General features: G+C 72.8%; 21 protein-coding genes. 15 read left to right on the top strand and 6 right to left on the bottom strand.

The features are described from left to right. The first annotated feature begins 273 nt into the window (after positions 1–273). From mtrA to amrb99_RS24670, 7 genes are all read left to right on the top strand, one after another. The gene (mtrA, locus tag amrb99_RS24700; protein WP_151538627.1) at positions 274–951 is read left to right on the top strand and encodes an MtrAB system response regulator MtrA; all 678 of its coding nucleotides are present in this window, start codon (positions 274–276) and stop codon (positions 949–951) included. A gap of 91 nt (positions 952–1042) precedes the next feature. Then, positions 1043–2680 carry an MtrAB system histidine kinase MtrB gene (gene mtrB, locus amrb99_RS24695; RefSeq protein WP_190860122.1) on the top strand — a complete coding sequence of 546 codons (1638 nt, stop codon included), beginning with the start codon at positions 1043–1045 and terminating at the stop codon, positions 2678–2680. Next, the gene (locus amrb99_RS24690) at positions 2677–4497 is read left to right on the top strand and encodes an LpqB family beta-propeller domain-containing protein (RefSeq protein ID WP_241755888.1); all 1821 of its coding nucleotides are present in this window, start codon (positions 2677–2679) and stop codon (positions 4495–4497) included. The genes mtrB and amrb99_RS24690 overlap by 4 nt, the downstream gene beginning before the upstream one ends. Positions 4498–4566: 69 nt before the next feature. After that, on the top strand, positions 4567–5439 hold the full coding sequence (locus amrb99_RS51405; RefSeq protein ID WP_190860120.1) for a phosphoribosyltransferase family protein: 873 nt from the start codon (positions 4567–4569) through the stop codon (positions 5437–5439). An 869-nt stretch (positions 5440–6308) separates the two neighbouring features. Continuing rightward, complete coding sequence (gene raiA / locus amrb99_RS24680; protein ID WP_190860118.1) at positions 6309–6989, top strand: ribosome-associated translation inhibitor RaiA; 681 nt, start codon at positions 6309–6311, stop codon at positions 6987–6989. A 463-nt stretch (positions 6990–7452) separates the two neighbouring features. Then, a complete protein-coding gene (locus amrb99_RS24675) occupies positions 7453–8109 on the top strand; it encodes a response regulator transcription factor (protein ID WP_225991365.1) in 657 nt (218 codons plus the stop codon). Between the two features lie 427 nt (positions 8110–8536). Next, the gene (locus tag amrb99_RS24670) at positions 8537–9730 is read left to right on the top strand and encodes a crosslink repair DNA glycosylase YcaQ family protein (protein WP_347256833.1); all 1194 of its coding nucleotides are present in this window, start codon (positions 8537–8539) and stop codon (positions 9728–9730) included. Between the two features lie 178 nt (positions 9731–9908). Here amrb99_RS24670 and amrb99_RS24665 read toward each other — a convergent pair whose 3' ends face one another. Then, positions 9909–10247, bottom strand: coding sequence for an HGxxPAAW family protein (locus amrb99_RS24665; protein WP_190860115.1), 339 nt, complete (start codon positions 10245–10247; stop codon positions 9909–9911). 183 nt (positions 10248–10430) lie between these two features. On the opposite strand from amrb99_RS24665, the gene secA reads away from it, so the two are divergent. Then, on the top strand, positions 10431–13301 hold the full coding sequence (gene secA, locus amrb99_RS24660; RefSeq protein WP_190860113.1) for a preprotein translocase subunit SecA: 2871 nt from the start codon (positions 10431–10433) through the stop codon (positions 13299–13301). Positions 13302–13447: 146 nt separating this feature from the next. Here secA and amrb99_RS24655 read toward each other — a convergent pair whose 3' ends face one another. From amrb99_RS24655 to amrb99_RS24645, 3 genes are all read right to left on the bottom strand, one after another. Continuing rightward, entirely contained in the window at positions 13448–13996 is a 549-nt protein-coding gene (locus amrb99_RS24655) for an Rv3235 family protein (protein WP_190860112.1), read from the bottom strand. 186 nt (positions 13997–14182) lie between these two features. Beyond that, complete coding sequence (locus tag amrb99_RS24650; protein ID WP_190860111.1) at positions 14183–15559, bottom strand: PTS transporter subunit EIIC; 1377 nt, start codon at positions 15557–15559, stop codon at positions 14183–14185. Positions 15560–15584: 25 nt separating this feature from the next. After that, positions 15585–16325: a GntR family transcriptional regulator gene (locus tag amrb99_RS24645; RefSeq protein WP_190860110.1), complete on the bottom strand. Its 741-nt coding sequence runs from the start codon at positions 16323–16325 to the stop codon at positions 15585–15587. Between the two features lie 331 nt (positions 16326–16656). Here amrb99_RS24645 and nagA point away from each other — a divergent pair, with 331 nt between their 5' ends. The 7 genes from nagA (at position 16657) to ptsP (ending at position 22280) form a co-directional block, all read left to right on the top strand. Then, positions 16657–17814, top strand: a complete 1158-nt coding sequence (gene nagA / locus amrb99_RS24640; RefSeq protein ID WP_190860109.1) for an N-acetylglucosamine-6-phosphate deacetylase — start codon at positions 16657–16659, stop codon at positions 17812–17814. Beyond that, positions 17811–18851 (top strand): SIS domain-containing protein, encoded by a 1041-nt coding sequence (locus amrb99_RS24635; protein ID WP_241755887.1) that lies wholly within the window; start codon positions 17811–17813, stop codon positions 18849–18851. The genes nagA and amrb99_RS24635 overlap by 4 nt, the downstream gene beginning before the upstream one ends. Before the next feature lie 27 nt (positions 18852–18878). Further along, complete coding sequence (locus amrb99_RS24630) at positions 18879–19112, top strand: PTS glucose/sucrose transporter subunit IIB (RefSeq protein WP_190860108.1); 234 nt, start codon at positions 18879–18881, stop codon at positions 19110–19112. A gap of 86 nt (positions 19113–19198) precedes the next feature. Then, the gene (locus tag amrb99_RS24625; protein WP_190860107.1) at positions 19199–19648 is read left to right on the top strand and encodes a PTS glucose transporter subunit IIA; all 450 of its coding nucleotides are present in this window, start codon (positions 19199–19201) and stop codon (positions 19646–19648) included. 4 nt (positions 19649–19652) lie between these two features. Next, complete coding sequence (locus tag amrb99_RS24620; RefSeq protein ID WP_190860106.1) at positions 19653–20336, top strand: HAD family phosphatase; 684 nt, start codon at positions 19653–19655, stop codon at positions 20334–20336. Further along, positions 20333–20605: an HPr family phosphocarrier protein gene (locus amrb99_RS24615; protein WP_190860103.1), complete on the top strand. Its 273-nt coding sequence runs from the start codon at positions 20333–20335 to the stop codon at positions 20603–20605. The genes amrb99_RS24620 and amrb99_RS24615 overlap by 4 nt, the downstream gene beginning before the upstream one ends. Next, positions 20598–22280 carry a phosphoenolpyruvate--protein phosphotransferase gene (gene ptsP / locus amrb99_RS24610; RefSeq protein ID WP_190860101.1) on the top strand — a complete coding sequence of 561 codons (1683 nt, stop codon included), beginning with the start codon at positions 20598–20600 and terminating at the stop codon, positions 22278–22280. The genes amrb99_RS24615 and ptsP overlap by 8 nt, the downstream gene beginning before the upstream one ends. A 131-nt stretch (positions 22281–22411) precedes the next feature. On the opposite strand, the gene amrb99_RS24605 is transcribed toward ptsP, so the two are convergent. Together amrb99_RS24605 and amrb99_RS24600 are read right to left on the bottom strand one after the other, a co-directional pair. Then, on the bottom strand, positions 22412–22915 hold the full coding sequence (locus amrb99_RS24605) for a hypothetical protein (RefSeq protein WP_190860100.1): 504 nt from the start codon (positions 22913–22915) through the stop codon (positions 22412–22414). 61 nt (positions 22916–22976) lie between these two features. Beyond that, positions 22977–24482 carry a glycoside hydrolase family 3 N-terminal domain-containing protein gene (locus amrb99_RS24600; protein WP_347256832.1) on the bottom strand — a complete coding sequence of 502 codons (1506 nt, stop codon included), beginning with the start codon at positions 24480–24482 and terminating at the stop codon, positions 22977–22979. Positions 24483–25109 lie beyond the last annotated feature (627 nt).

Raw genomic sequence — 25109 nt, 5'->3', positions numbered from 1 at the left:
GCTTCCGATCCCGGACAACCTGGCATGTGTTTCGGGAGTCCCGTTTACAATCCCGCCCTTGTATGGGGTGACGCATAAGGCGCGCATAAGGCGGGCCTAGTGCCATGTCACGCCCTGGCGCGCGTCAGGGGCCGGCCACCGGACGCATGGAGGAGTCATGTACGAGGCAAACGCAGGTAACCTGGCACGCCAAGGCATATCTCTCCCTGGCGAGGTGGGGCCGGAGCGTCTCACCCCACTCCACCGAACCCCGACTTTGTGACGATGAGGGCCATGAGAGGACGTGTACTGGTCGTCGACGACGATCTCGCGCTCGCCGAGATGCTCGGCATCGTGCTGAGGGGCGAGGGCTTCGAGCCGTCGTTCGTCCACGACGGCGACAAGGCGCTCGAGGCGTTCCGGGAGACCCGGCCCGACCTGGTGCTGCTGGACCTGATGCTGCCGGGCGCCGACGGCATCGACGTCTGCCGGCAGATCCGCGCCGAGTCCGGTGTGCCGATCGTCATGCTGACCGCCAAGAGCGACACCGTCGACGTCGTCCTCGGCCTCGAATCGGGCGCCGACGACTACATCGTCAAGCCGTTCAAGCCCAAGGAACTGGTCGCCCGTGTGCGCGCGCGCCTGCGCCGCACAGACGAGCCCGCTCCCGAGACCCTGCAGATAGGGGACATCACCATCGACGTGGCGGGGCACTCGGTGAAGCGCGCCGACCGCCACATCCCTCTGACCCCGCTGGAGTTCGACCTGCTCGTCGCCCTGGCCCGCAAGCCCCGCCAGGTGTTCACCCGCGAGGTCCTGCTGGAGCAGGTCTGGGGGTACCGGCACGCCGCCGACACCCGCCTGGTCAACGTCCACGTCCAGCGGCTCCGCGCCAAGATCGAGAAGGACCCGGAGCGGCCCGAGATCGTCGTCACCGTGCGCGGCGTCGGCTACAAGGCCGGGCCCGCCTGACCCCCCGGTCCCGCGCCCCTCGTGACAGCCGGAACGGCACGCCGATGACCGCCACACCGCCCCGCCCCCAGGACCCCTCGTGAAGGCCGACATGTCGAGGGCGAAGCGGTTCGCGCGGCGCGGCCTGCTGGCGCTGCGGCGCGTCCTGCGCGGAACGGCCAGCCGCGCGTACATGCGGTGGCGCCGCTCCATCCAGGTACGGGTGGTCACCTCGACGCTGTTCATTTCGGCGATCGTGGTGGCCATCCTGGGCGTGTTCCTCATGCAGCAGGTGTCGACCGCGCTCATGGACGGCAAGGTCAAGGCGGCCCGTCTCCAGCTGGACGAGGGCCTGGCGCAGGTCCAGCGGGACCTGGGCAACAGCACGTCGCCGGCCGCCGAGGACGGCAGCCGCCTCAACGCCGTGGTGAACCGCCTCAAGGCGCGCAGCGGCCCGTCCGGCCTGTACGAGGTGTACATCCGCGACACCACCGCCGAGTACTTCGACGGGTACGCCACCAACGAGCTCCGTAAGGAGAGCGTCCCCAAGCGTCTCCGGGACGAGTTGAAGCACGCTCCCGCCGGAGCGCGCGCCTACACGTACGGCAAGCTCACCTATGTCGGAGGGCACCCGTCCGAACGCGGCCTCATCGTGGGCGGCAAGTCCGGCCAGTTCGAGCTGTACTACCTGTTCCCCTTGGAGCAGGAGCAGAAGACCCTCACCAACGTCAGCCGCTCCATGGTCGGAGTGGGCGTCGTCCTGGTGCTCCTCCTGGCCGCCATCGCCTCACTGGTGACACGCCAGGTCGTCATCCCGGTGCGCCTGGCCGCGCAGGGGGCGCAGAGGCTCGCCGCAGGACGGCTCGAAGAGCGCATGCGCGTGCGCGGGGAGGACGATCTGGCGCGCCTGGCCCGCTCCTTCAACGACATGGCCGCCAACCTCCAGGAGAAGATCGGCGAACTGGAGGACCTGTCGCAGCTGCAGCGCCAGTTCGTCTCCGACGTCTCCCATGAGCTGCGCACGCCCCTGACCACGATCAGGATCGCGGCCGACATGCTCTACGAGAACCGCGACACCTTCGACGACCCCGCCGTGGGACGGTCCGCGGAGCTCCTGCAGAGCCAGCTCGAACGGTTCGAGTCGCTGCTGGCCGACCTGCTGGAGATCAGCCGCCACGACGCCGGCGCCGCCACGCTCGACGCGGAATCGCTCGACATGCGCGATCTGGTCCTGCGCGTCGTCGGCGACATCCAGGGCCTCGCCGAGCGCAAGGGCAGCAAGGTCGTCCTGCAGCTCCCCGGCGAGCCCTGCATGGCCGAAGTGGACCGGCGCAGGGTCGAGCGCATCCTGCGCAACCTCGTCGTCAACGCCGTCGAGCACGGCGAGGGCGAGGACATCGTGGTGTCGGTGGCCGCCGACCGCGACGCCGTCGCCGTCGCCGTGCGGGACCACGGCGTCGGCCTCAAACCGGGGGAGGGACAGATGGTCTTCGACCGCTTCTGGCGCGCGGATCCCGCCCGCGCGCGCACTACCGGCGGCACGGGGCTCGGGCTGTCCATCTCGCGCGAGGACGCGCAGCTGCACGGCGGATGGCTGCAGGCATGGGGAGAACCCGGCGTCGGCTCCCAGTTCCGCCTGTCGCTGCCCCGCGTCGCCGGAGCCGAACTGCGCGGATCGCCCCTCCCGCTCGTCCCGCCCGGAGCCGGCGACGCGCGCCCCCTCTTCGCCGAACTGGAGGCGGGGGATTGACCGGCGACCGCCGCCCGGCGCGGCGCCTCCAGTCCCGGCGGATGCGGCCCGCCGTCGCCGTCGCGGCCGTGCTCGTCCTGTGCGCGGCCGGATGCGCCAACGTGCCCACGGGCGGCCAGGTCATCACCGGCAAGCCCGCCGAGAAGGCCGAACGCGTGGACGACCCGTACGTCCGCCTCATCCCCGTCAGCCCCCAGCCCGACTGGGGGCCCACCCAGCTCGTCTCCGGCTTCCTCACCGCCTCCGCGAGCTTCGACGACGGCCACAAGGTCGCCAAGGAGTACCTGAGCACACCCAACGCCTGGGACCCCGGCCTCAGGCCGTACGTGGACGTCCTGTCGAGCCGCACGGTCGACCCCCACGTGGACCAGACGTCCGCGAACCAGGCCACCGTGCACGTCACCGGCGACCAGCTCGGCACGATCGACTCCGACGGCCAGTACACCGCCGCGCCCAAGAGCGTCGAAGCCGACTTCCAGCTGGCCAAGACCCAGCAGGGCGTCTGGCGCATCACCGGGCTCCCCGGCAACGACAAGGCCGGCCTGTTCCTCACCAAGGACGACGTCGAGCGCGCCATGCGCACCGTCAACCTGTACTTCTTCGCCCCTGACGAGCACACCCTCGTCCCCAACGGCATCTTCCTGCCGGTGGTGGACCGCGAGACGCTCCCCACCCAGCTCGTCCAGGCGCTCCTGTCCGGCCCCACGTCCTGGCTCAACGGGGCCGTGCAGAGCGCGTTCCCCAAAGGGACCAGGCTGCGCGGCGGCAGCGTCCGCATCGACAAGGACGTCGCGATCGTCGACCTCACCCAGGACGCCCGCGGCGGCAACGTGGAGCGCATGTCGGCCCAGCTCAGCTGGACGCTGCGGCAGCTCTCGGAGATCAAGCGCTGGCGGCTGGAGATCGACGGCGAGACCGTGACGCCGCAGGGCTCCGACGCCACGCAGTCCGTCCACTCCTGGGACGGGAACTCCCCGGACGGCCAGGACCCCGACGAGCAGGTCCGCCAGACCGCCTACGTCGCCGGCACCGCCGGCTTCCTCGGCACCCTCCAGGGCGACCGCGCCCAGCCCGTCGTCACCGGCGCCGCCGGACGGCTGTCCCACCCGGCCGTATCACCGAACTACCAGGAGCTGGCGGGGCTCAGCACAGACGGCACCCAGCTCGTCACCGCGGGGCCCGTCGCGGGCAGCCCGGCCCTTCACGTCCTGCTGAACGCCCACAAGGGCGCGCGCTTCACCGCGCCCTCGTGGAGCCGTGACGGCACCCTGTGGACGGTGGAGAGCACTCCTAAGGCGTCGTGGCTGTGGGTCCGCCGTCCCGGCAAGGCGCCGGTGAAGGCCGGCCACTGGGGCCTCGGCGGACGGCAGGTGCTGGCGTTCCGCGTGGCGCGGGACGGAGTCCGTACCGCCGTCATCGTCGGGATCGACGGGCGCCCCGAGGTCCAGATGGGCCGGATAGCCACCGCCCCTGACGGGTCCTTGGACGTGGGGTCGTTCCTGCCCGTCTCGTCCGAACTCCAGGACGCCGTCGACCTGGCGTGGCGCGACTACGACACCCTCGCCGTCCTCGGCCGCGCCAAGCGCGACTCCCAGACGCTGCCGTACCTGATGCCCGTGAGCGGAAGCGCCATCACGTCCCTGGGCGTCGGCGCGCTCGGCGAGCCCCGCACCATCGCCGCGGCCCCGGGGTCCCCGGTCCTGATCGGGACCTGGTCGTCGGGCAAGGACCAGGTGTGCCGCCAGCGCCCGCCCGTCACCTCGTACAGCCAGTGGATCTGCCCGACGGCGGCCCGGGACCCCAGCTACGCGCACTGAGCCCGCGCGGTTATCCACAATTCGGCGAAGGGCTTCCGGCCGCCGGGGCCGGCGGCCATCGTCGAGGTCATGAGCTTCTTCGGCGATCTGATCGACTTCCTGCTCCCCGAGATCTGCGCCGGCTGCGGCGGCGAGCCCGGCCTGCTCTGCGGCTCCTGTGCCGCGCCGCTGTACGGGCCCGCCCGTCCGGCGCGTCCGGCGCCCCCGGGCGTCCCGCCTCCGTGGACGGTCGCCGCCTACGAGGGCGCCGTCCAGAAGATCTTCTCGGCCTACAAGGAGCACGGCAGGACGGCCCTGGCCACCCCGCTCGGCGAGGCCCTGGCCAGAGCGGTGGACGCGGCCCTACCAGACCCCCGGGCACCCGACCCGCTCCGCCAACCCGACTCGCCGCGCGGCCCAGCCTCGCTGCGCCGGTCTGGTCCGCCAGGCGAGCCGAGCCCGCCGCGCGGCCCAGGCCCGCCGCTCCAGCCAGGCCCGCCGCGCAGTGCCTCGAAAGCCACGACAGCCTCCGCGACCTCGGCAGCGTCGGCGTCGGCGACGGCGACGGCGACCCCAACAGAGCCGATTCCAATCGTGTGGGTGCCGTCGCGCCGGGGAGCGGCACGGCGGCGCGGGCACGATCCCATGAGGCAGGCCGTGGCGGTGGCCGTGCAGCGGTTGCGGGCGGGCGGCGTCCCGGTGGTCGCGCTGGGCGGGCTGCGCCAGTGCCGGCGGGTCGCCGACCAGGCCGGGCTCGGGGCGAAGGCGCGCCGGGACAACCTGAACGGCGCGCTGGAGGCGGTCGCGCGGGCCCCTCTCGCCGGACGACGGGTCGTCCTGGTCGATGACGTGGTCACGACCGGCGCCTCGCTGGCCGAGGCGGCACGCGCACTGCGGGAGGCGGGCGCCGACGTCGCGGCAGCGGCCACCGTAGCGGCGACCCCGCTGCGCCGAGAATGGTGATCGCGCCGTCCACGCCGCGCAGGAGAAGCCGCGCAGGGCGGTGATCGCATGGCGACTCCACGCTGCACAGAGAGCTGCTCGTGGCGACCACCCGCACCACGTGCGGTGACCCGGCGGCGGGACGCCGTTCCACCCGGGTCGCTGATCGTGAGGGCCGTGCCCGGCCGGGCGGTGACTTTCTTCACGTCGGCGGGCTAGGAAGGCAGCTAGCTACCTAACGTAGCGGCGTCCTGAGGCGGCGACGGGCGCCGTTCGGCGGACAGAAGGGGTAATTCGGGTCACATCGCTTCATGACGGGAGTAGAGATTTCCCAAACTCACCCGGCGGAGACGGTGGCCTGACCTGCGGGTCACGATCGCCCGAACCGCCCGGCACCAGGGGCCTCTGGGGCCTTCGGCGCCCGGCGGGGGCGGGCCCAGGGACGGCGTAGCGGCGGCTCTCGATGACGTTCAGTGAGTTTTTCCTCGCCTCACCCCCCTGACATTCGTGGCGTAAGGGGTTAGCGTTCCTGACATGGCACCCGCCCGGGTCCGTGGTTGCGTCGGATCGCAGTGCTCGTCAGGAGCACGGCAGACGATCCGGCTAGCCGATGCCAGGCGCAGGCGAAACGGCCCACGTAAGGCGACTTCTCGTCGACCGATCACGGTGCGCCTTAGAGGTAAGTCCTGCCCCGTCGAGGGATCCGACATCCCCCGAACCGGGAGAAGGGCAGTAGTGGCGAGAGCGCCGCGAGCCCCTCAGCAGGCGGATGTGGGGACGAAGACCAGGTCGGCCGGGCGGGTGCGACCCACCGTGCTGTGGTGCCCGTACGGGGCCAACAGGGGTCCCGAACCGGGCGTGAATCGCAACCGGGAGAAGGGGGGTCCCGCGTGGACATCATCGTGAGGGGCCGGCACACCGAGGTCAACGACAGGTTCCGTCGGCACGTCGACAGCAAACTGGCCAAGATCGAGCGGCTCGACCAGAAGGTCATCCGTGTGGATGTGGAGGTGTCCGAGGAACGCAACCCGCGGCTCGCCGACCAGCGCGAACGAGTGGAGCTCACGATCCGCTCACGTGGCCCGGTGATCCGGGCCGAGGCCGCCGCCGACGACCGCTACGGCGCGCTCGACATGGCGCTCGACAAGCTGGAGTCGCGGCTGCGCCGCGACTGCGGGCGCCGCAAGGCGCACGGAGGCAAGGGCCGCGCCAAGATCGCCACGATGGAACCGCTCCCCGAACCGGCGCCGATGACCGCTCCCGTGCCCGAGCCCGCGTCCAGCGGCACGCGCACGGCCACGGCGGTCGCCGAGGAGGAGACCGGCGCCGCGCGGCCCGGGGCCCAGGTGGACGAGAGCATCGTCCCGATCCCGATGGAGGGCGACGGGCCCGTCGTCGTCCGCGAGAAGTTCCACAAGGCCGAGCCGATGGGCATCGAGCAGGCGCTCTTCGAGATGGAGCTCGTGGGGCACGACTTCTTCCTCTACCGCGACAAGGCCACCGGGCACCCCTCGGTCGTCTACCGCCGGAGGGGCTGGGACTACGGAGTGATCAGACTCGTCGAGGAGTGAGGAACGGCGCCCGGCGGCGCGCACGCGGCGCCGGGATCGGCACGGCGCCGGCCGGCCCGCGCACCCCGTGGGGCCACGCGGGGCGTCCGGGCCGGCCGGCGTTCCGGATTTTTGTCAGGAGACGTCGGCCCCGCGAGACGCTGGGAACGGCGGAAAACCCCGTAACGTAGGGGCCGAGGGGCGTTGCCGCCGCCGGTGTCACGCCGGCGCGGCCCCGACCCCGTTCGTCCCGGGGCCACCCCGGACCCGGCGAAGAACTCCGGGGGGCGACCCTGGAGCCCCGACCCTCCGGTAGTTTCAGATCACTGACAGTGAAGGGGGGAAGCGGCGTCTCCTCCACGCCGCGACTCAGGTGAGCGAGAATCCCGAGGCTCGCGAAGCCGTGACGGTGCCCCGGCAGGGCGGCGCCGCCGCCACCCCCGCCGAGCGGCGGGCCGCGCGGCCGGGCGATGCGGCCGACCCGATCCGCGTGCTCATCGTCGACGACCACGCGCTGTTCCGCAGAGGCCTGGAGATGGTGCTGCAGGCCGAGGACGACATCGAGGTCATCGGCGAGGGCGGCGACGGCCACGAGGCGGTCGAGATGGCCGGCGACCTGCTGCCCGACGTGGTGCTGATGGACATCCGGATGCCCCGCCGCAGCGGCATCGAGGCGTGCACGGCGATCAAGGACGCCGCGCCCAGCGCCAAGATCGTGATGCTGACGATCAGCGACGAGGAGGAGGACCTCTTCGAAGCGATCAAGGCCGGGGCCAGCGGCTACCTGCTGAAGGAGATCTCGATCGACGAGGTCCCGCAGGCGGTCCGCGCGGTTCACGGCGGGCAGTCGCTGATCAGCCCGTCGATGGCGTCCAAGCTGATCACCGAGTTCGCCTCGCTCGCCAAGCGCAGCGAGGAGCGCACCCAGCAGGTCCCCGCGCCCCGCCTCACCGAGCGCGAGATGGAGGTGCTCCGGCTCGTCGCCCGCGGCCTCGGCAACCGGGAGATCGCGCGGGAGCTGTTCATCTCCGAGAACACGGTGAAGAACCACGTCCGCAACATCCTCGAGAAGCTCCAACTCCACTCGCGCATGGAAGCGGTCGTCTACGCCGTCCGCGAGAAGCTCCTAGAGATCACCTGACCCGGGGCGCCGCACCACCCGACCGGCGGCCGCGCCACCGACACGGCGCGGCCACCGGCAAAGCCACGCCACCGACACGGCGTGGCCTACCGGCGGGGGCCGTGTCATCTGACTGGCGGCAGCGTCACCGGCACGGCGCGGCTGCCGGGCAGGCCGCGCCACCCGACACGGCGTGGCCTACCGGCGGGGCCGTGTCAATTGACCGGTGGCAGCGTCACCGACAGGGCGTGGCTGCCGGGCAGGCCGCGCCACCCGATTCGGCGCGGTGGGCTACCGGTGGGGCCGCGTCGTCGCCTGATCGGCGGCCACACCCGCCTACAGGGTGTGGGCAGCCGGCAGCTTGGGCTGCTGGCAGGAACGGGCTGGCGGCGGGGGTCGGGTTACCGGCAATGTGGTTTTGTCGGTGTTGTGGCCTAGCATCGCGGACGTGGTCGAGGCAGAGCTCAGCGCGGACGAAGCACGGCGGCTCCAGTTGCGCGCCCAGGGATTCCTGGGCGCGCGGCCGAGAGGCGGTGTGACGGGCATGCTGGAACGGCTGGGGGCCGTCCAGCTCGACACGATCTCGGTGCTGGCCCGGTCCCACGAGCTGGTGCCGTACGCGCGCCTGGGGCCCGTCGGGCGTGGCGCGATCGAGACCGCCTACTGGGGGAACGGCTCCTTCGGCGCCTTCGAGTACTGGGCGCACGCGGCGTCGATCCTGCCCATGCGCGACTGGCCGCTGTTCGCGTTCCGCCGCCGCGCCTACCTGCGGCGCGGCTGGCGCTGGCACAAGGTGCCCGAGGGCGTGTGCGACGAGATCCGCGACCGGCTGCGCTCCGAAGGCCCGCTGACCACGAAGGAACTCGGCGGCGCCAAGGCCAGCGCCGAATGGTGGGACTGGAGCGAGCACAAGATCGGCATCGAGTGGCTGCTCGACGTCGGCGAGGTCGTGTGCGTCGAGCGGGTCGGCTGGCGGCGGGTCTACGACCTGGCGGAACGGGCCGTCCCCGCGGAACTTCTCGCGCAAGACCCGGACGACGAGGCGTGCCTGACGGCCCTCGTCGCGCGGGCAGGGCGGGCCCTCGGCGTGGCGACCCGTGGCGACCTCGCCGACTACTACCGGCTCAAGCAGGACCAGGTCGCCGGCGTCGTCGAGGCGGCCGGGCTCGTCCCGGTGACGGTGGCCGGGTGGCGGCAGCCGGCCTGGGCCGATCCGGAGGCCCTCGCCGCTCCGGTGCGGGGACGGCACGCCACCACGCTGCTGTCGCCGTTCGACTCGCTGGTGTGGGACAGGGCGCGGACGTCCCGGGTGTTCGGGTTCGACCACCGGCTGGAGGCGTACGTCCCGAAGGCCAAGCGCGTCCACGGCTACTTCGCGATGCCGCTGCTAGCGGGCGGGCGCCTGCTCGGACGGGTCGACCCGGCCCGGGAGGGCGGCACGCTCGTCGCCCGCCAGGTGTCGTTCGAACCGTGGGCGACCAGGACCGCAGGGCGCGCCGAGGCGTCGGCCGCGTCGCTGGCCACCGCGCTGTGGCGGGCGGCGGCGTGGGTCGGCTGCGACGACGTCCGCGTCGAGCGGATCGTCCCGGATGGTGTCGACCGCGCCCTCATCGACGCCGCCATCAAAGCCGGCCCCGCCTGAGCGGTCCGGCTTGAGCATCCAGGTGGAGAGATCTGGCTTCAGCGGCCGTGGGGCGGAATTGGTCGGTTGGAAACGGGCGGTTCGCCGTGCGAACTCCGGGCCGCCGAAATGAGGTGGTTCGCCCCCGGAGACGTGAACGCGCCCGGCTCGCGGGGAGCCGGGCGCGCTGGGGCGTCGGTCAGCCGTGGGGGGTCTGCTGGGGGTCGGTGGCGGTGGGGCGGTCGAGGATCTCGCCGGCGTCGCCGCCGCGCCGCTTCGAGCTGCGCGAACCGAAGAGGGTGTAGTCGACGATCTCGGGGATCACCCGCGGCGCGTCCAGCACCACGTCGGAGAACAGGTGGACGACCCAGCTGGCCAGCATGCCGAGGACGATGATCCCGACGCCCACCCAGAACGTGATCCACATGGGGCCGTTGCAGAGCGCGACACCGCCCACCACGAAGCCGATGAAGATGATCGTGACGGCGACCCAGGAACTCGGCCGGCCGGCGTGGGACCCGTGCGACTCTTCGGACATTGCGCCTCCCCTCCGATGGTGCATGAGATCTTCTCCCGGACCCCGTGCGTCAAACGGGGCGGACCGTGGATTGCGCTGCGGAGTGACCTAGACCATTCTGGGTCTCGCCTACGATGGGCATCGTACGAGTGGTGTGCGTGCCGCCGGGAGCGGTGAACCACGATCTGCAAGGAGCCTTCGAGAGTGCCGCCAGTCATCGACAAGATCCTTCGTGCGGGCGAAGGAAAAATTCTGCGCAAGCTCAAGAAGCTCGCGGATCAGGTCAACTCGATCGAAGAAGACTTCGTCGACATGTCCGACGCCGAGTTGCGTGAGCTGACCGACAAGTACCGCGAGCGCATCGCCGAGGGCGAGTCCCTCGACGACCTGCTCCCCGAGGCGTTCGCGACCGCACGCGAGGCCGCCAAGCGGGTCCTGGGCCAGCGCCACTACGACGTCCAGATCATGGGCGGCGCGGCGCTGCACATGGGCAACATCGCGGAGATGAAGACGGGTGAGGGCAAGACCCTGACCTGTGTCCTCCCGGCGTACCTGAACGCCCTGTCCGGCGACGGCGTGCACGTGGTCACGGTGAACGACTACCTGGCCAAGCGCGACGCCGAGTGGATGGGCCGCGTCCACCAGTTCCTCGGCCTCGAGGTCGGCGTCATCCTCCCGCAGATGACCCCGGACGAGCGCCGTGTGGCCTACGCCGCCGACATCACCTACGGGACGAACAACGAGTTCGGGTTCGACTACCTGCGCGACAATATGGCGTGGAGCCTGGAGGAGTGCGTCCAGCGGGGGCACAACTACGCGATCGTGGACGAGGTCGACTCGATCCTCATCGACGAGGCCCGGACGCCGCTGATCATCTCCGGTCCGGCCGAGCAGAACTCCAAGTGGTACTCGGAGTTCGCCAAGATCGTCCCGCGGCTGAAGCGGGCCGAGCTGGTCAGCACCGCCGGGCAGGTCGACGAGTACGGTCCCGGTGACTACGAGGTCAACGAGAAGAAGCGCACGGTCGGCATCACCGAGTCCGGCGTGGAGAAGGTCGAGGACTACCTCGGCATCGACAACCTCTACGACTCGGTGAACACGCCGCTGGTCAGCTTCCTCAACAACGCGCTGAAGGCCAAGGAGCTGTACAAGCGCGACAAGGACTACGTCGTCATGAACGGCGAGGTCCTGATCGTCGACGAGTTCACCGGCCGCATCCTGCACGGCCGCCGCTACAACGAGGGCATGCACCAGGCCATCGAGGCCAAAGAGGGCGTGGCGATCAAGGACGAGAACCAGACGCTCGCCACGATCACCCTGCAGAACTACTTCCGCCTCTACAACAAGCTGTCCGGGATGACCGGTACCGCCGAGACCGAGGCGGCGGAGTTCAACAAGACCTACAAGATCGGCGTGGTGCCGATCCCGACGAACAAGCCGATGATCCGCCAGGACGTGGCGGACGTCGTCTACAAGACCGAGCAGGCCAAGTTCGAGGCCGTGGTCGACGACATCGCCGAGCGGCACGAGAAGGGCCAGCCGGTCCTGGTCGGCACGACGTCGGTGGAGAAGTCCGAGAAGCTGAGCAAGATGCTCAAGCGGCGCGGCATCCCGCACGCGGTGCTGAACGCCAAGCACCACGAGCAGGAGTCGGCGATCGTCGCGGAGGCGGGCCGCAAGGGCGGCGTCACCGTCGCGACGAACATGGCGGGCCGCGGCACCGACATCATGCTCGGCGGCAACCCCGACTTCCGCGCGGACCTGGAGCTGCACCAGCGCGGGCTGTCGCCGCTGGAGACTCCGGAGGAGTACGAGGCGGCCTGGCCGGAGGCGCTGGAGAAGGCCAAGGAGGCCGTGAAGGGCGAGCACGAGGAGGTCGTCGAGATCGGCGGCCTGTACGTGCTCGCGACCGAGCGGCACGAGTCGCGGCGCATCGACAACCAGCTGCGCGGCCGGTCCGGCCGGCAGGGCGACCCGGGCGAGTCCCGGTTCTACCTGTCGCTGGAGGACGACCTCATGCGGCTGTTCAACTCGGCCCGGGTCGAGGCGATCATGACGCGCCTGAACATCCCGGACGACGTGCCGATCGAGTCCAAGATCGTGTCGAACGCGATCCGGTCGGCGCAGAGCCAGGTCGAGCAGCAGAACTTCGAGATGCGCAAGAACGTCCTGAAGTACGACGAGGTGCTGAACCGGCAGCGCAAGGTCATCTACGCCGAGCGCCGCAAGGTGCTGGAGGGCGAGGACCTGCACGACCAGGTCCGCCGGATGATCGACGAGGTCGTCGCGGGCTACGTCGCGGGCGCCACCAACGAGGGCTTCGCCGAGGACTGGGACCTCGAGAAGCTCTGGAAGGCGTTCAAGCAGCTGTACCCGATCAGCCTCACCGTCGACCAGCTGGTCGAGGACGAGGCGGACGGTGACATCTCGGGCCTGGACGCGGAGACGCTCGCCGAGAAGATCCGCGACGACGCGCAGGCGGCCTACGACAAGCGCGAGGAGGAGCTCGGCCCCGAGGTCATGCGGGAGCTGGAGCGCCGGGTCGTGCTGTCGGTGCTGGACCGCAAGTGGCGCGAGCACCTGTACGAGATGGACTACCTGCAGGAGGGCATCGGCCTGCGGGCCATGGCACAGCGCGACCCGCTGGTGGAGTACCAGCGCGAGGGCTACGACATGTTCAACGCGATGCTCGACGGCATCAAGGAGGAGTCGGTCGGCTACCTCTTCAACCTCGAGGTCGAGGTCGAGGAGCAGCCGGAGGCCCCGCAGGTGGGCGCGAAGCCGGTGTCGGTCGCCAAGACCGCGGCGTCCGAAGGCGCCGGCGAGGAGCCGTCCGACACCGTCCCGGTGGAGGCCGAGGAGGAGCCGGTCATCCACGCCAAGGGCCTCGACGAGCCGAAGCGTCCGAAGAAGCTGGACTACTCGGCGCCCACCGTCGACGGCGAGGGCGGCGTGGAGCACCACTCCGAGGAGACGGAGGACGAGTACGCGGGCGTGAACCGCAACGACCCGTGCCCCTGCGGCTCCGGCAAGAAGTTCAAGCGCTGCCACGGCGACCCGCGCAGCAAGAAGTAGGGCCGACGCGCTGACGAGGCGGCCTCCCGGACATCCGGGAGGCCGCCTCGCCGTTTCACGGGCCGCCGTAGCAGCGCCTCGCCGTAGCAGCGCCTCGCCGTAGCAGGGCCGAGCTGTGTCAGGGCCGCCGTGTGTTCGGGGCGCCGTCAGGGGGCGGTGGTCTCGACGGCCGTGCAGCGCCACCGTCCGCGCAGGTGCTGGAGGCGCAGCGCGACCGCGTGCACGCGTCCCGCCACGACGACCACGGCGGACGCCTCGGCGATGGTGGGCGACGGGCGCTGCAATCGGCTGGACAGCACCCGCGGCGGGACGATCCGCCGCCCGTCGGGCACCGCACGGCGGTGCGGTGCCAGGCCGCGGCACACCGCCGGGACCGCGACCAGCGACAGCTGGTGCGGCGGGCGCGTCCCGGCGAGCACTTCGACGACGATCCGCAGCGTGGTGTCGGCGACGGCCCGGACCTCCGCGTCCATCCCGTCCGCGGGCCGCACCACTCGCAGTGGCCCCGGCCCGCGACGGCCCGGCAGGACGGCCCCGCCCGGCGGTGCCCCGGCCTTCTGTTCGGGCGCTGCGGCCCGCCGCCGCGCCGCCGCCTGCGCGGGATCGAGCGCCAGCGCGCCGTCCGTTGGCCGCGGCGGCGCGGCGCGGTACCGGACGATGCGGACCGCCGAACTCCTGACCGGACGTCGTCCCATGAGTGCCTCCCCCTTCGTTTCTGAACAGGAGTCGCGAGGCAGCGGAAAAATACGCCCCTGACCACGTACGGCCACGGCCGTAACGCCATAGGCGCCGTCTCGGTCCCCGGAGCCCGGCCCCGGAAATGCGGACGGCGGCGGGCGCCCTGTAGGGCGTCCCGCCGCCGTCGAGGTGGCAGAGGTCGGTCAGGTGGTGCTGGAGGAGTCGGCGGGTTCGGCCTCCTGCTTGCGGCGGCGCGACGCCTTCTTCTCGCCGCCCGCCAGCTCCGGGTTGGACCCCGGGTCGGCGGCGACGGACTCCACGTCCTCCGGTTCCCGTCCCGGTGTCGCGAAGTCGAACTTCACGATCAGGAACTTGAAGAGGAAGTAGTAGATGACGAAATACAGGACGCCCATGCCGATGATGAGCGGCAGGCCCTTGGTGTTGTCCTTCGACGCGTTCAGCAGCATGTCGATGCCGCCCGCCGAGAAGCCGAAGCCGAGTTGGGCGCCGGCGGCGTTGAGGATCGCCATCGAGACGCCGGTGAGGACGACGTGCACCGCGTACAGCACGGGCGCGACGAACATGAACGCGAACTCGATCGGCTCGGTGACGCCGGTGACGAACGCGGTGAGCGCGGCGGAGATCATGATGCCGCCGACCGCGGAGCGGCGGTGCGGGGGAGCGGCGCGCCACATGGCGAGCGCGGCGCCGGGCAGGCCGAACATCAGCACGGGGAAGAACCCGGCGAGGAAGCCGCCCGAGTGCGGGTCGCCCGCGAGGTACCGGTTGATCTCGCCGTGCACGACGCCGTCCGGTCCGTTGTAGGAGCCGAACACGAACCAGATGAGCGAGTTCGGGATGTGGTGCAGGCCGAACGGCAGCAGCAGCCGGTTGACGACGCCGTAGATGCCGGCGCCCGCGGCGCCCGCGCCGGTGATCCAGTTGCCGAAGTCGGTGAGCCAGCCGCCGAACACCGGCCAGATGAAGCCGATGAGCACGCCGAGCACCAGCGCGGCGAGCGCGGTGATGATCGGGACGAACCGGCGGCCGCCGAAGAACGCCAGGTAGGTGGGCAGCTTCACCCGGTAGAAGCGCTGGTAGAGCAGGGCGGCGACGACGCCGATGAGGATGCCGCCGAGCACGTCCGTCGGGTTCTTGGCGCCGAAGTCGATGGCCGGCGCGGCGGTCCCGTCGGTCACCTTGGTGATCAGCACCTGGCCCTTGAGGTCGGCCGAGTGCGAGAACATGATCTTGGTGACCTGGTCGAAGACCAGGTAGCCGACGACGGCGGCGAGCGCGGTGGAGCCGTCGGACTTCTTGGCGAAGCCGATCGCGACGCCGACCGCGAACAGCAGCGGCAGGTGGTCGAACAGGGCCTGGCCGGCGCCGCCGACGACCTCGGCGACGCGGATCCAGCCGAGGCCGTCCTTGCCGAGCATGTCCGGCTGGCCGAAGCGCAGCAGCAGGGCCGCGGCGGGCAGCACGGCGATCGGCAGCATGAGGCTGCGGCCGATCCGCTGCAGCACCGCGAGGGCGCGCGACCCCCGCCGCGGCGCGGCGTCCACGGTGGTCGAAGTCATCGAGAGGTTCCTCCTCAGGGGTGTGTCAGGAGTGCGGCGGGGGATTTCCGAGTGCCGTGTGGATCTGGTAGCGGTCGGCCCGGTAGGTCGACACTCCCAGCTCGGCGCAGACGCCTCCGGTGTAGGAGCGGCGTTGCAGGAGCAGCACGGCGCTGCCCTTCGGGATCTGCAGGTGCTTGGCGTCGGCCGCGTCCGCCAGGCTGGCGTCGATGGTCTGGTCCCCGGCGTCGAAGACCAGCCCGTACACCGCTTCGAGGACGCCGTACAGGGAGCGGTCGGCGAGGCGGCGGTCCAGCAGGTCGGGCGCGAGCGAGGCGAGGATGTGCGCGCGTTCGAGCGCCATGGGCTCGCCGTCGGCGGTGCGCAGCCGCTCGATCACGTGGATCTCGGTGCCGGGCTCGACCTCGAAGATCCGGGCCAGCCGGGCGTCCGCGGGGACGGTGCGGCGGTCCAGGTCGACGGCGCCGGGCCGCAGCCCGCGGGCGAGCATGTCCTCGGTGAACGAGACGAGCCGCAGCGGCATCTCGATCTTGGGCCGGGCGACGAAGGTGCCCTTGCCGGGGACGCGGTACAGCCGCCCCTCCGACACGAGCTGGTCGACGCCCTGGCGGACGGTCATGCGGGACAGCCCGTACCGCACGCACAGCTCTCGCTCCGAGGGGATCGGGGCGTCGACGGGGAGCTCGGCGCTCTCGATGAGGTCGAGCAGGATGGCGCGCAGCTGGAAGTACTTCGGGACGGGGCTGTGCGGATCGATGGTCGTCACTGGGGGTGTCCTCGATGGCCTCGGCGGCCGTATCGACGCGTTGGCGGATGACGTGAATCGACTTGTTCGTACTGGTCTAGGCCGGACTAGACCACATTATGGAAAGTCGTGTCAATGCACGAAACCGTAACGGCCGGGCCACATGCCCGGGGGTGCAAGATCAGGTGAACGTGCAGGTCACGACCCCCCTGGCAGGGACGTTCCGGACGAGTTCGGGCCGACATCTTTAGCTCCATCCGATTCGTGGAGTATGGTGCGTACTGGTCTAGTCCGGACTAGACCAGTACGCCGCGCAGGCGGCGACCGGTCGCATCACGGAGAGTGCACCCCCATGGCATCACTGCTGATCACCGCGGAGCGGGTGATCATGACCCCCGCGGACGGTCCTACCCGCGCGGTCTCCCCGGGATACGTCCGCGTCGAGGACGGTGTCATCACGGAGGCCGGCGAGGGCACGCCGCCCGGCGCCGACGCGCACCTGGCCGACGGGCTGCTCGCCCCGGGCCTGGTCGACCTCCAGGTCAACGGGTTCTTCGGGCACGACATGGCGGACGCCGGCGAGACCGGCTGGCGCGAGGTCGTCGCCCGGCTCCCCGAGACCGGCGTGACCGCGTTCCTGCCCACGTTCATCACCGCGCCCGTCGCGGTGCAGGCCGAGGCGCTGCGCCGCACCCGCGACCTGCTGCCCGCGCTGCCGCCCGGCGCCCGCGTGCTCGGCGTCCACCTGGAGGGGCCGTTCCTCTCCCCGAAGCGCAAGGGCGCGCACAACGCCGCGCACCTCGCCGACCCGGCGCCCGAAGCGGTCGAGGCGCTGCTGGAGACCGGGCTCGTCAAGCTCGTCACCCTCGCGCCCGAGCGGGACGGCGCGCTCGCCGCGATCCGCCGCCTCACCGAGGCCGGCGTGCTGGTCAGCGTCGGGCACAGCGACGCGACCGCCGCGCAGGTCGCCGCCGCGGCCGACGCCGGCGCCCGCAAGGTCACCCACATCTTCAACGCGCAGAGCGGCGTCCACCACCGCGACCCCGGCGTGGCCGTCCAGGCGCTCATCGACGAGCGGCTGCACCCCGGCCTCATCCTCGACCTGCACCACGTCGGCCCGGAGGTCGCGCGGCTGGTGCTGCGCGCCGCCGCCGGACGCGTCGTGCTCGTCACCGACGCCGCGTCCGCCGCCGGGATGCCGCCCGGCACCTACGAGCTGGGCGGCGAGCCGATCACCATGCCCGAGCAGGGCCCGCCGCTGCGCGCCGACGGCACCATCGCCGGATCCGGGCTGCGGCTGGACGAGGCGGTCGGCAACGCCATCGGCCTCGGCCTCGACCCGGCCGCGGCGGTCGACGCGGCGACCCGCGTCCCGGCCGACCTGATCGGCCGCCCCGACCTCGGCCGCATCGCGCCCGGCGCGGCCGCCGACCTCGTCTGGCTCGGGCCGGACCACCGGGCGCGTACGACCTGGATCAACGGGCAGGAACTCTTCGGAGGGGGATCATGACCAGTCTGATGCGCGCCGAGATCGGTGAGCAGCCCGACGCGCTGCGCCGGACGATCGACGCGCTGCTGCCGCGCACGCCCGACATCGGGGCGCTCGCCCGGGAGACGCGGCAGGTGCTGTTCATCGCGCGCGGCTCGTCCGACAACGCCGCCGTGTACGGCCGCTACCTGGTGGAGTCGCACGCCGGGCGGCTGGCCACCCTCGCCGCCCCGTCCATCGCGACGACCTACAAGCGGCGCCTGGACCTGTCCGGCGTGCTCGCCGTCGCGATCAGCCAGTCCGGCAAGACCGAGGAGATCGTCGAGACCCTCGACTGGGCGAAGGACTGCGGCGCCCGCACCGTCGCCGTCACCAACGGCGCCGGGTCGCCGCTGGCGGAGGCCGCCGAGGTCGCGCTGATCACCGAGGCGGGCGACGAGATCGCGGTCCCCGCCACCAAGACCTACACGACCCAGCTCGCCGCGCTGGCGGTGCTCGGCCTCGGGCTCGGCGCCGACGTCGCCGTGGACGACCTGCGCCGCGTCCCCGACGAGGTGGCGCGGCTGATCGCGGCGGCGGAGGCGTCCCCGGCGCTGCCCGAGATCGTCGAGGAGCTGGCGAAGGTCCCCGGCACGGTCGTGTCCGGGCGGGGCATCGCGTTCGGCACCGCGCTGGAGCTCGCGCTGAAGATCAAGGAGGCGTGCTACCTGCACGCCATGGGCCTGTCGTACGCCGACCTGCTGCACGGCCCGATCGCCGTGGTCGACGCGCAGACCCCCGCGCTGCTGGTCGCGGCCGACTCCGGCCCGACGCTGCCGGGCACCATCGCGCTGGCGCGCAGGGTGGAGGGCGCGGGCGCCAAGGCGTTCGGCGTCGGCGGCGGCGACGGCCTGGCGGACGCCTGCTCGGCCGCGCTGCCCGGCCCCGGCCTGCCCGAGTGGGTGGCGCCGCTGGGCCTCATCGTCCCCGGCCAGCTCATGGTCGAGAACCTGGCCCGCCGACTCGGCGTCGACCCCGACGTCCCGCGCGGCCTCAACAAGGTCACCCAGACGGACTGACCGGACGCACCGAGGGAAGAGAACGACATGGACAAGGCCGAGGCCATCGTCGCCGCGCTGGGCGGCGCCGACAACATCGTGGAGATCGAGCCCTGCGCGACCCGGCTGCGCACCGAGGTCTCCGACGGCGACAAGGTCGACGAGGCGGCGCTGAAGAAGGCGGGCGCGTTCGGCGTCATGCGCAGCGGCACCGTCGTGCAGGTCGTCGTCGGCCCGGAGGCCGACACCATCGCCAGCGACATCGAGGACATCCTCGACTGACCCGTTCCCGGGCGCGCGCCCGGGGCCGCGAGTCCGCCCCAGCGGCGCGCCGACCCGCGTACCGACCGAGCAGAAGGAACCCCCGCATGACCCGAGTACTGTCCCCGGTGGCCGGCCGGGTGGTCGGCCTCGCCGGCGTCCCGGACCCGGTGTTCGCGCAGGCCATGGTCGGCCCGGGCACCGCCGTCGACCCCGAGCGCGGCCCCGGCCACGCCATCGCCCCCGTCACCGGGAAGATCGTCAAGCTGCACCCGCACGCCTACGTGGTGGTGGACGAGGAGGAGCACGGCGTGCTCGTGCACCTCGGCATCGACACCGTCAAGCTGAAGGGCAAGGGGTTCGAGCTGCTGGTCGCCGAGGGCGACCAGGTCACGGCCGGCCAGCGGGTGGTCGCCTGGGACCCCGCCGTCATCGAGGCGGGCGGCCGCTCGCCGATCTGCGCCGTGGTGGCGCTGGACGCCGGCGCCGACGCGCTGTCGGACGTCGTGGAGGCGGGCGAGGTCGTCAAGGGGGCCGAGCTGTTCACATGGAGCTGATCGGATGGGGCTGATCGGCCTGCGCGCGGCGGTGTTCGACCTCGACGGCACCCTGATGGACACCGAGCCGCGCAACCGGGTGATGTGGGCGCGGCTGTTCGACGCGCACGGCGTGCCGTTCGACGACGAGCTGATCGGGTCGTTCGCGGGGCGCCGCGGCATCGAGGTGCTGGAGGAGCTGCTGCACCTGTTCCCCGGCCGCACCGCCGAGGAGCTGTTCGAGCAGGCCGTGGCGTACGAGACGGCGCCCGGCGTGCCGGCGGACGTCCCCGTGCCGGGGGCGGTCGAGCTGGTGCGGTCGCTGGCGGACGCGGGCGTGCCGCTGGCCGTCGTCACGTCGGGGCAGCGCTCGTACGTCGAGCGGCTGCTGGCCGCGCTGGGCGTCCGCGACCTGATGGACATCGTCGTGACCGCCGGGGACGTCCTGACCGGCAAGCCGCACCCGGAGGGGTACCTGGCCGCCGCGCGCGACCTGGGCGTCCCGCCGGGCGAGGCGGTCGGGTTCGAGGACGCGCCCGCGGGCGTCGCGGCCGTGAAGGCGGCCGGGATGACCTGCGTCGGCGTCGCCACCACCCAGCCGGTGGCGGCGCTCGCCGCGGCGGACCACGTGGTCGCGGACCTGAAGGAAGTCAATGTCGAGCCGGGCCCCGCGCTGCGGGTGCGCGGCGGCGCAAGGGAGATTCTGTGAGCGAGCGCAACGTCAAGATCGAGTCCAGGGTGGGGCTGCACGCGCGGCCGGCCGCGCTGTTCGTCCAGACCGCGGCCAAGGCGCCGATGGACGTGACCGTGGCCAAGCGCGGGGGCTCGCCGGTGAACGCCAAGAGCATCCTCGCGGTCCTCGGCCTGGACGCCCGGCACGGCGAGGAGGTCGTGCTGGCCGCCGACGGCGACGGCGCCGACGAGCTGCTGGACAGCCTGGAGGCGCTACTGTCCACGCCGGAGCCGGAAGGTGCCTGAGGTCCTGCGCGGCGCGGGCGTCAGCCCGGGGGTGGGCGCGGGCCCGGTGCGGCGCATCGCCGGCGCCGTCCCGGAGCCGGAGGCCGGTTCCCGGCACGGCGGCGACGCGGCGGCCGAACGCGACAGCGCGCTGGCCGCGCTGGAAGCCGTCGCCGCCGACCTGGAGGAGCGCGGCGCGCGCGCGGCGGCCGCCGGTAACACCGACGGCCGGGACGTGCTGAACGCGCAGGCGCTGATGGCCCGCGACCCGGGCCTCGCCGACGGCGTCACCGCCAAGATCGGCGAGGGCACGGCCGCGGCCCGCGCGGTGTTCGAGGCGTTCGGGGTGTACCGGGAGATGCTCGCCGGGGCGGGGGAGTACATGGCCGCCCGGGTCAGCGACCTCGACGACATCCGGGACCGGGCGATCGCCCGCCTCCTCGACCTGCCGATGCCCGGCGTGCCGGAGTCGGACGAGCCGTTCGTGCTGGTCGCGCGGGACCTCGCGCCCGCCGACACCGCGGTGCTCGACCCGGCGCAGGTCGTCGCGTTCGTCACCGAGGAGGGCGGCCCGACCAGCCACACCGCGATCCTCGCCCGCACGATGGGCGTCCCGGCCGTGGTGGCGCTGCCGGGCGCGACGGAGCTCGCCGACGGCACCCGCGTCCTCGTCGACGGGTCCGCCGGGACCGTCCGGCCCGACCCGTCCGAGGCCGAGGTCGCCGCCGCGCTCGCCGCGGCCGCGGCCCGCGACTCCGCGCTCGCGGAGGCGTCCGGGCCGGGCGCGACCAAGGACGGGCACGCCGTCCCGCTGCTGGCGAACGTCGGCGGGCCGAAGGACCTGGACGCCGCGCTCGCGAACGGCGCGGAGGGCGTCGGCCTGTACCGCACCGAATTCCTGTTCCTCGACCGGTCGGTGCCGCCGTCCGACGAGGAGCAGGAGGACGCCTACCGCAAGGTGCTGGAGGCGTTCCCGGAGGGCCGCGTGGTCGTCCGGACGCTCGACGCCGGCGCCGACAAGCCCCTCGCGTTCCTCCCGCCTCCCGGCGAGGAGCCGAACCCGGCGCTCGGCGAGCGCGGGCTGCGGATGGCGCGCCGCCATCCGGACGTGCTGACCGCGCAGCTCGCCGCCCTCGCCCGCGCCGCCGCCGGGCTCAGCGTGAAGCTCCAGGTCATGGCGCCGATGGTGACGGACGCGGCGGAGGCCGCGTTCTTCGCCGGGGCCTGCCGGGAGGCCGGCATCGCGCATCCCGGCGTCATGATCGAGGTGCCGGCCGCCGCGCTGCGCGCCCGCGACCTGGCGCCGGAGGTGGAGTTCTTCAGCATCGGCACCAACGACCTGACCCAGTACGCGTGCGCTGCCGACCGGCAGGTCGGCGGCCTCGCGCACCTGCAGGACCCGTGGCAGCCCGCCGTGCTCGACCTGGTCGCTCCTGCGGCGGCGGCGGGCGTCCCGTGCGGGGTCTGCGGCGAGGCGGCCGCCGACCCGGCGCTCGCCTGCGTCCTGGTCGGGCTCGGCGTGACGTCGCTGTCGATGAGCGCCCCGTCCCTCCCGCTCGTCCGGGCCGCCCTGGCCCGGCACACGCTGGACGAGTGCCGCCGCGCCGCCGAGGCGGCCCGCGCCGCCCGCTCCGCGGAGCAGGCGCGCGAGGCGGCGCGCGACCACCTGCCGGGCCTGGCCGAGCTCGGCGTCTGAGCACGCTCGCGGCGGGTCGTCGGGGTGGGCGGCCCGTCGCGAGCGTCCGACACGGGCGCCGCGTCCCACCGCGGGCGCCGCGTCCCACCGCGGGTGCCGTGTCTCTCCGCGGGCGCTGCCGCGGGCGGCCGTCAGCCGGTGATGAGCCAGCGGGTCCCTGTCTTGCCGAGCGTGTAGTTCGCGGCCAGGACCCCGCCCGGGCGCGCCGGGTCGCCCTTCCACTTCAGGTCGGCGAAATCGACCGTGTACTCGCCCTCACCCGGCCCGTCGTCGCAGACCGGGACGGTCACGCCGCGCAGCGCGGCCAGGTCGGCGGGCCGCAGCTTCGCGCGGGCGGCGGCGAGCCCGCCGGACCGGCAGCCGCCCGCGCGCCCGAACGCCGCCCGGTCGTACGCGGGCGCGAGCAGGGCGCAGACCTTGACGTTCCCGGCGGCGATGCCGCGCAGGTACTTGTAGAGCACCAGCCGTGCGGGAAGGCTGTCCTTCGCCGGGGCGGTCACGTCGACGAGCCGCGAGTCGCCCGGCTCGGGCGTCAGCGGCGGCATCCCCGCCTCCTCCTTCCCGCCGCAGGCGGCCGGGCCGAGGGCCAGCGCGGGCAGCAGGGACAGAGCGGGCAGGAACGGACGAACGCGCACGGGGACCTCCCGGGGGTGCGAAGGCGGGCCGATCTTCCCAGTCCGCGGGGCCCCGCGTCCATCAATACGACAAGCCGTGACCAACGGGTTGCCCGCCCGCGGGCACCGGCAGCCTCCCCACCGGCTTCACCGCGCCCGACAGCACCCGCGCGAGCGCGCCGATCGACGTCGCGCCGGCGGAGTAGGTCGCGAGCGTCGCGGCGGCGCCGCCGGCGTGGTCGAGGTCGTAGGGGCGGCCGATCGCCGCGACGACGACCGGCTTGGACGCCAGCGCGCCGACCCGCGCGGCGGTGGCCGTCCCGGCGTTCAGGGTGGTCAGCACGTGGACGTCGGCGGTGCCCGGCGCGGTCGTCGCGACGCCCTGCTCGCGCAGCGCGGCGCCGAGCTCCGCGCTCTGCGGACCGGTGACGCTCACCTTCCTGCCCTTCAGCGGCAGCACGCCCCGGTCGTTGCGGACCAGCGTGACCGAGTGCTCGGCGACCTGCCGCGCGGTCGCCTTCTGCTGCGGCGTGCCGATCCGCGCGGACGCCTTCGCCGGGTCGGCCGGCGGCGCCGTGAACAGCCCGCGCCTCTGCTTGAGGCTCAGGATCCGGGTGACGGACTCGTCCAGCCGCTTCTGCGTGATCTTCCCGGACCGGACGGCCGCCAGCACCGCGTTGTACGCCTTGGACAGGCTCGGCGGCATCAGCAGCTGGTCGGCGCCCGCGTTGATCGCCCGCACGGGCACGACCGCGTCGCCGTACTTCTCCCGGACGCCCGCCATCTGCAGCGAGTCCGTGGTGATCACGCCCCGGTAGCCGAGCTCGCCGCGCAGCAGCCCGGTCAGCACGGTCTTCGACAGCGTGGACGGGTCGCCCGACTCGTCGAGCCCCGGGACCACGATGTGCGCCGTCATGACGAGGTCGACGCCGGCGGCGATCGCGGCCTTGAACGGCGGCGCGTCCAGCTTCCGCCACTGCGCCGCCGAGTGCGTGATCACGGGCAGGCCGGTGTGGCTGTCGGTCGCGGTGTCGCCGTGCCCGGGGAAGTGCTTGGCCGTCGCGGCGACCCCGGCGTCCTGGTAGCCCGCGATCGCCGCGGTCAGCAGCGGCGACACCCGCGCCGGGTCGGAGCCGAACGAGCGCAGCCCGATCACCGGGTTGCGCGGGTTCACGTTGACGTCGGCGTCCGGCGCGTAGTCCAGGTTGATCCCGACCGCGTGCAGTTCGGTGGCGGTGACCCGCGCGGCGGCGCGCGCGTCCGCGGTGCTCCGGGTCGCGCCGAGCGCCATGTTCCCGGGGAAGCGGGTGATGAACGGCGTCCGCGACACGATGCCCTGCTCCTCGTCCACGCCGAGCAGCAGCGGGACCTTGGACGCCTTCTGCAGCGCGTTCGACTGCGCGGCGGTCTCGGCGGGCGAGCCGAAGTTCTCCGGGAAGTAGATGAACCCGCCGACGTGGTACTTCCGGATGATCGCCAGGGCGCTCGCGCGGCTGGAGAACGTCGGCACGAACAGCTGCCCGACCTTCTGCTCCAGGCTCATCTTCGCGACGTAGCCGGGGACCCACGCGTCCGGGGACTTCGTCACGGGCGCCTTCTTTCCGGATGGACCCGACGCCCCCGGCGACTCCGGGTGGGCGGAGGAGTCCGGCCCGCCGCCGGCGCATCCGGCGAGGGGGAGCGCCAGCGCGGCCGCCGCGGCCAGCGCCAGCCGCGCAGCACCGCCCCGCCGGGGCCGCCGGCGGGCGGTTCCGGCGCGTCGCGACCGGCTATCCGCGGACATGAGTGGCATGCACCTGACCAGGCCCCCCGACGTGGTCGTCTGCTCGCTTCGGACGTCGCGACGTTAACCGCTCGCCGCCGCCCTGTCGACTCGCGGCGCCGGACGGGCCCGGGTCGCCGCGCACGAACCGCGCACGAGCCACGCCGGTGACCGGTCGTCCCACCGGCCACGGTGCCCCCGGCACCGCGCCGGCGGATCTCGAGCCCCCGTGGTCACAGCTCGATCACGATGGCCCCCAGGTCCGCGAACGGAGCGGATGTGCGGTGGGGTCCATCGTGATGAGCCGGACGGCGGCGTCGCCGTCCTCTCCGGCCTCTCGGCGGGGCGTCCGGCGGGGTCGGCCACCGGCGGCGCCCGCACGGCCGGGCGGGGCTCGGCCGGGCGCTCAGCCCGGCAGGGGATGGCCGAGCCGGCGCAGCGCCAGCCCGGCGG

Source organism: Actinomadura sp. RB99 (assembly GCF_014706005.1).
In the GTDB taxonomy this organism is placed as follows: domain Bacteria; phylum Actinomycetota; class Actinomycetes; order Streptosporangiales; family Streptosporangiaceae; genus Spirillospora.
Note: the sequence above shows the minus strand (reverse complement) of the source record. Positions and strands in the feature narration are given on the sequence as shown.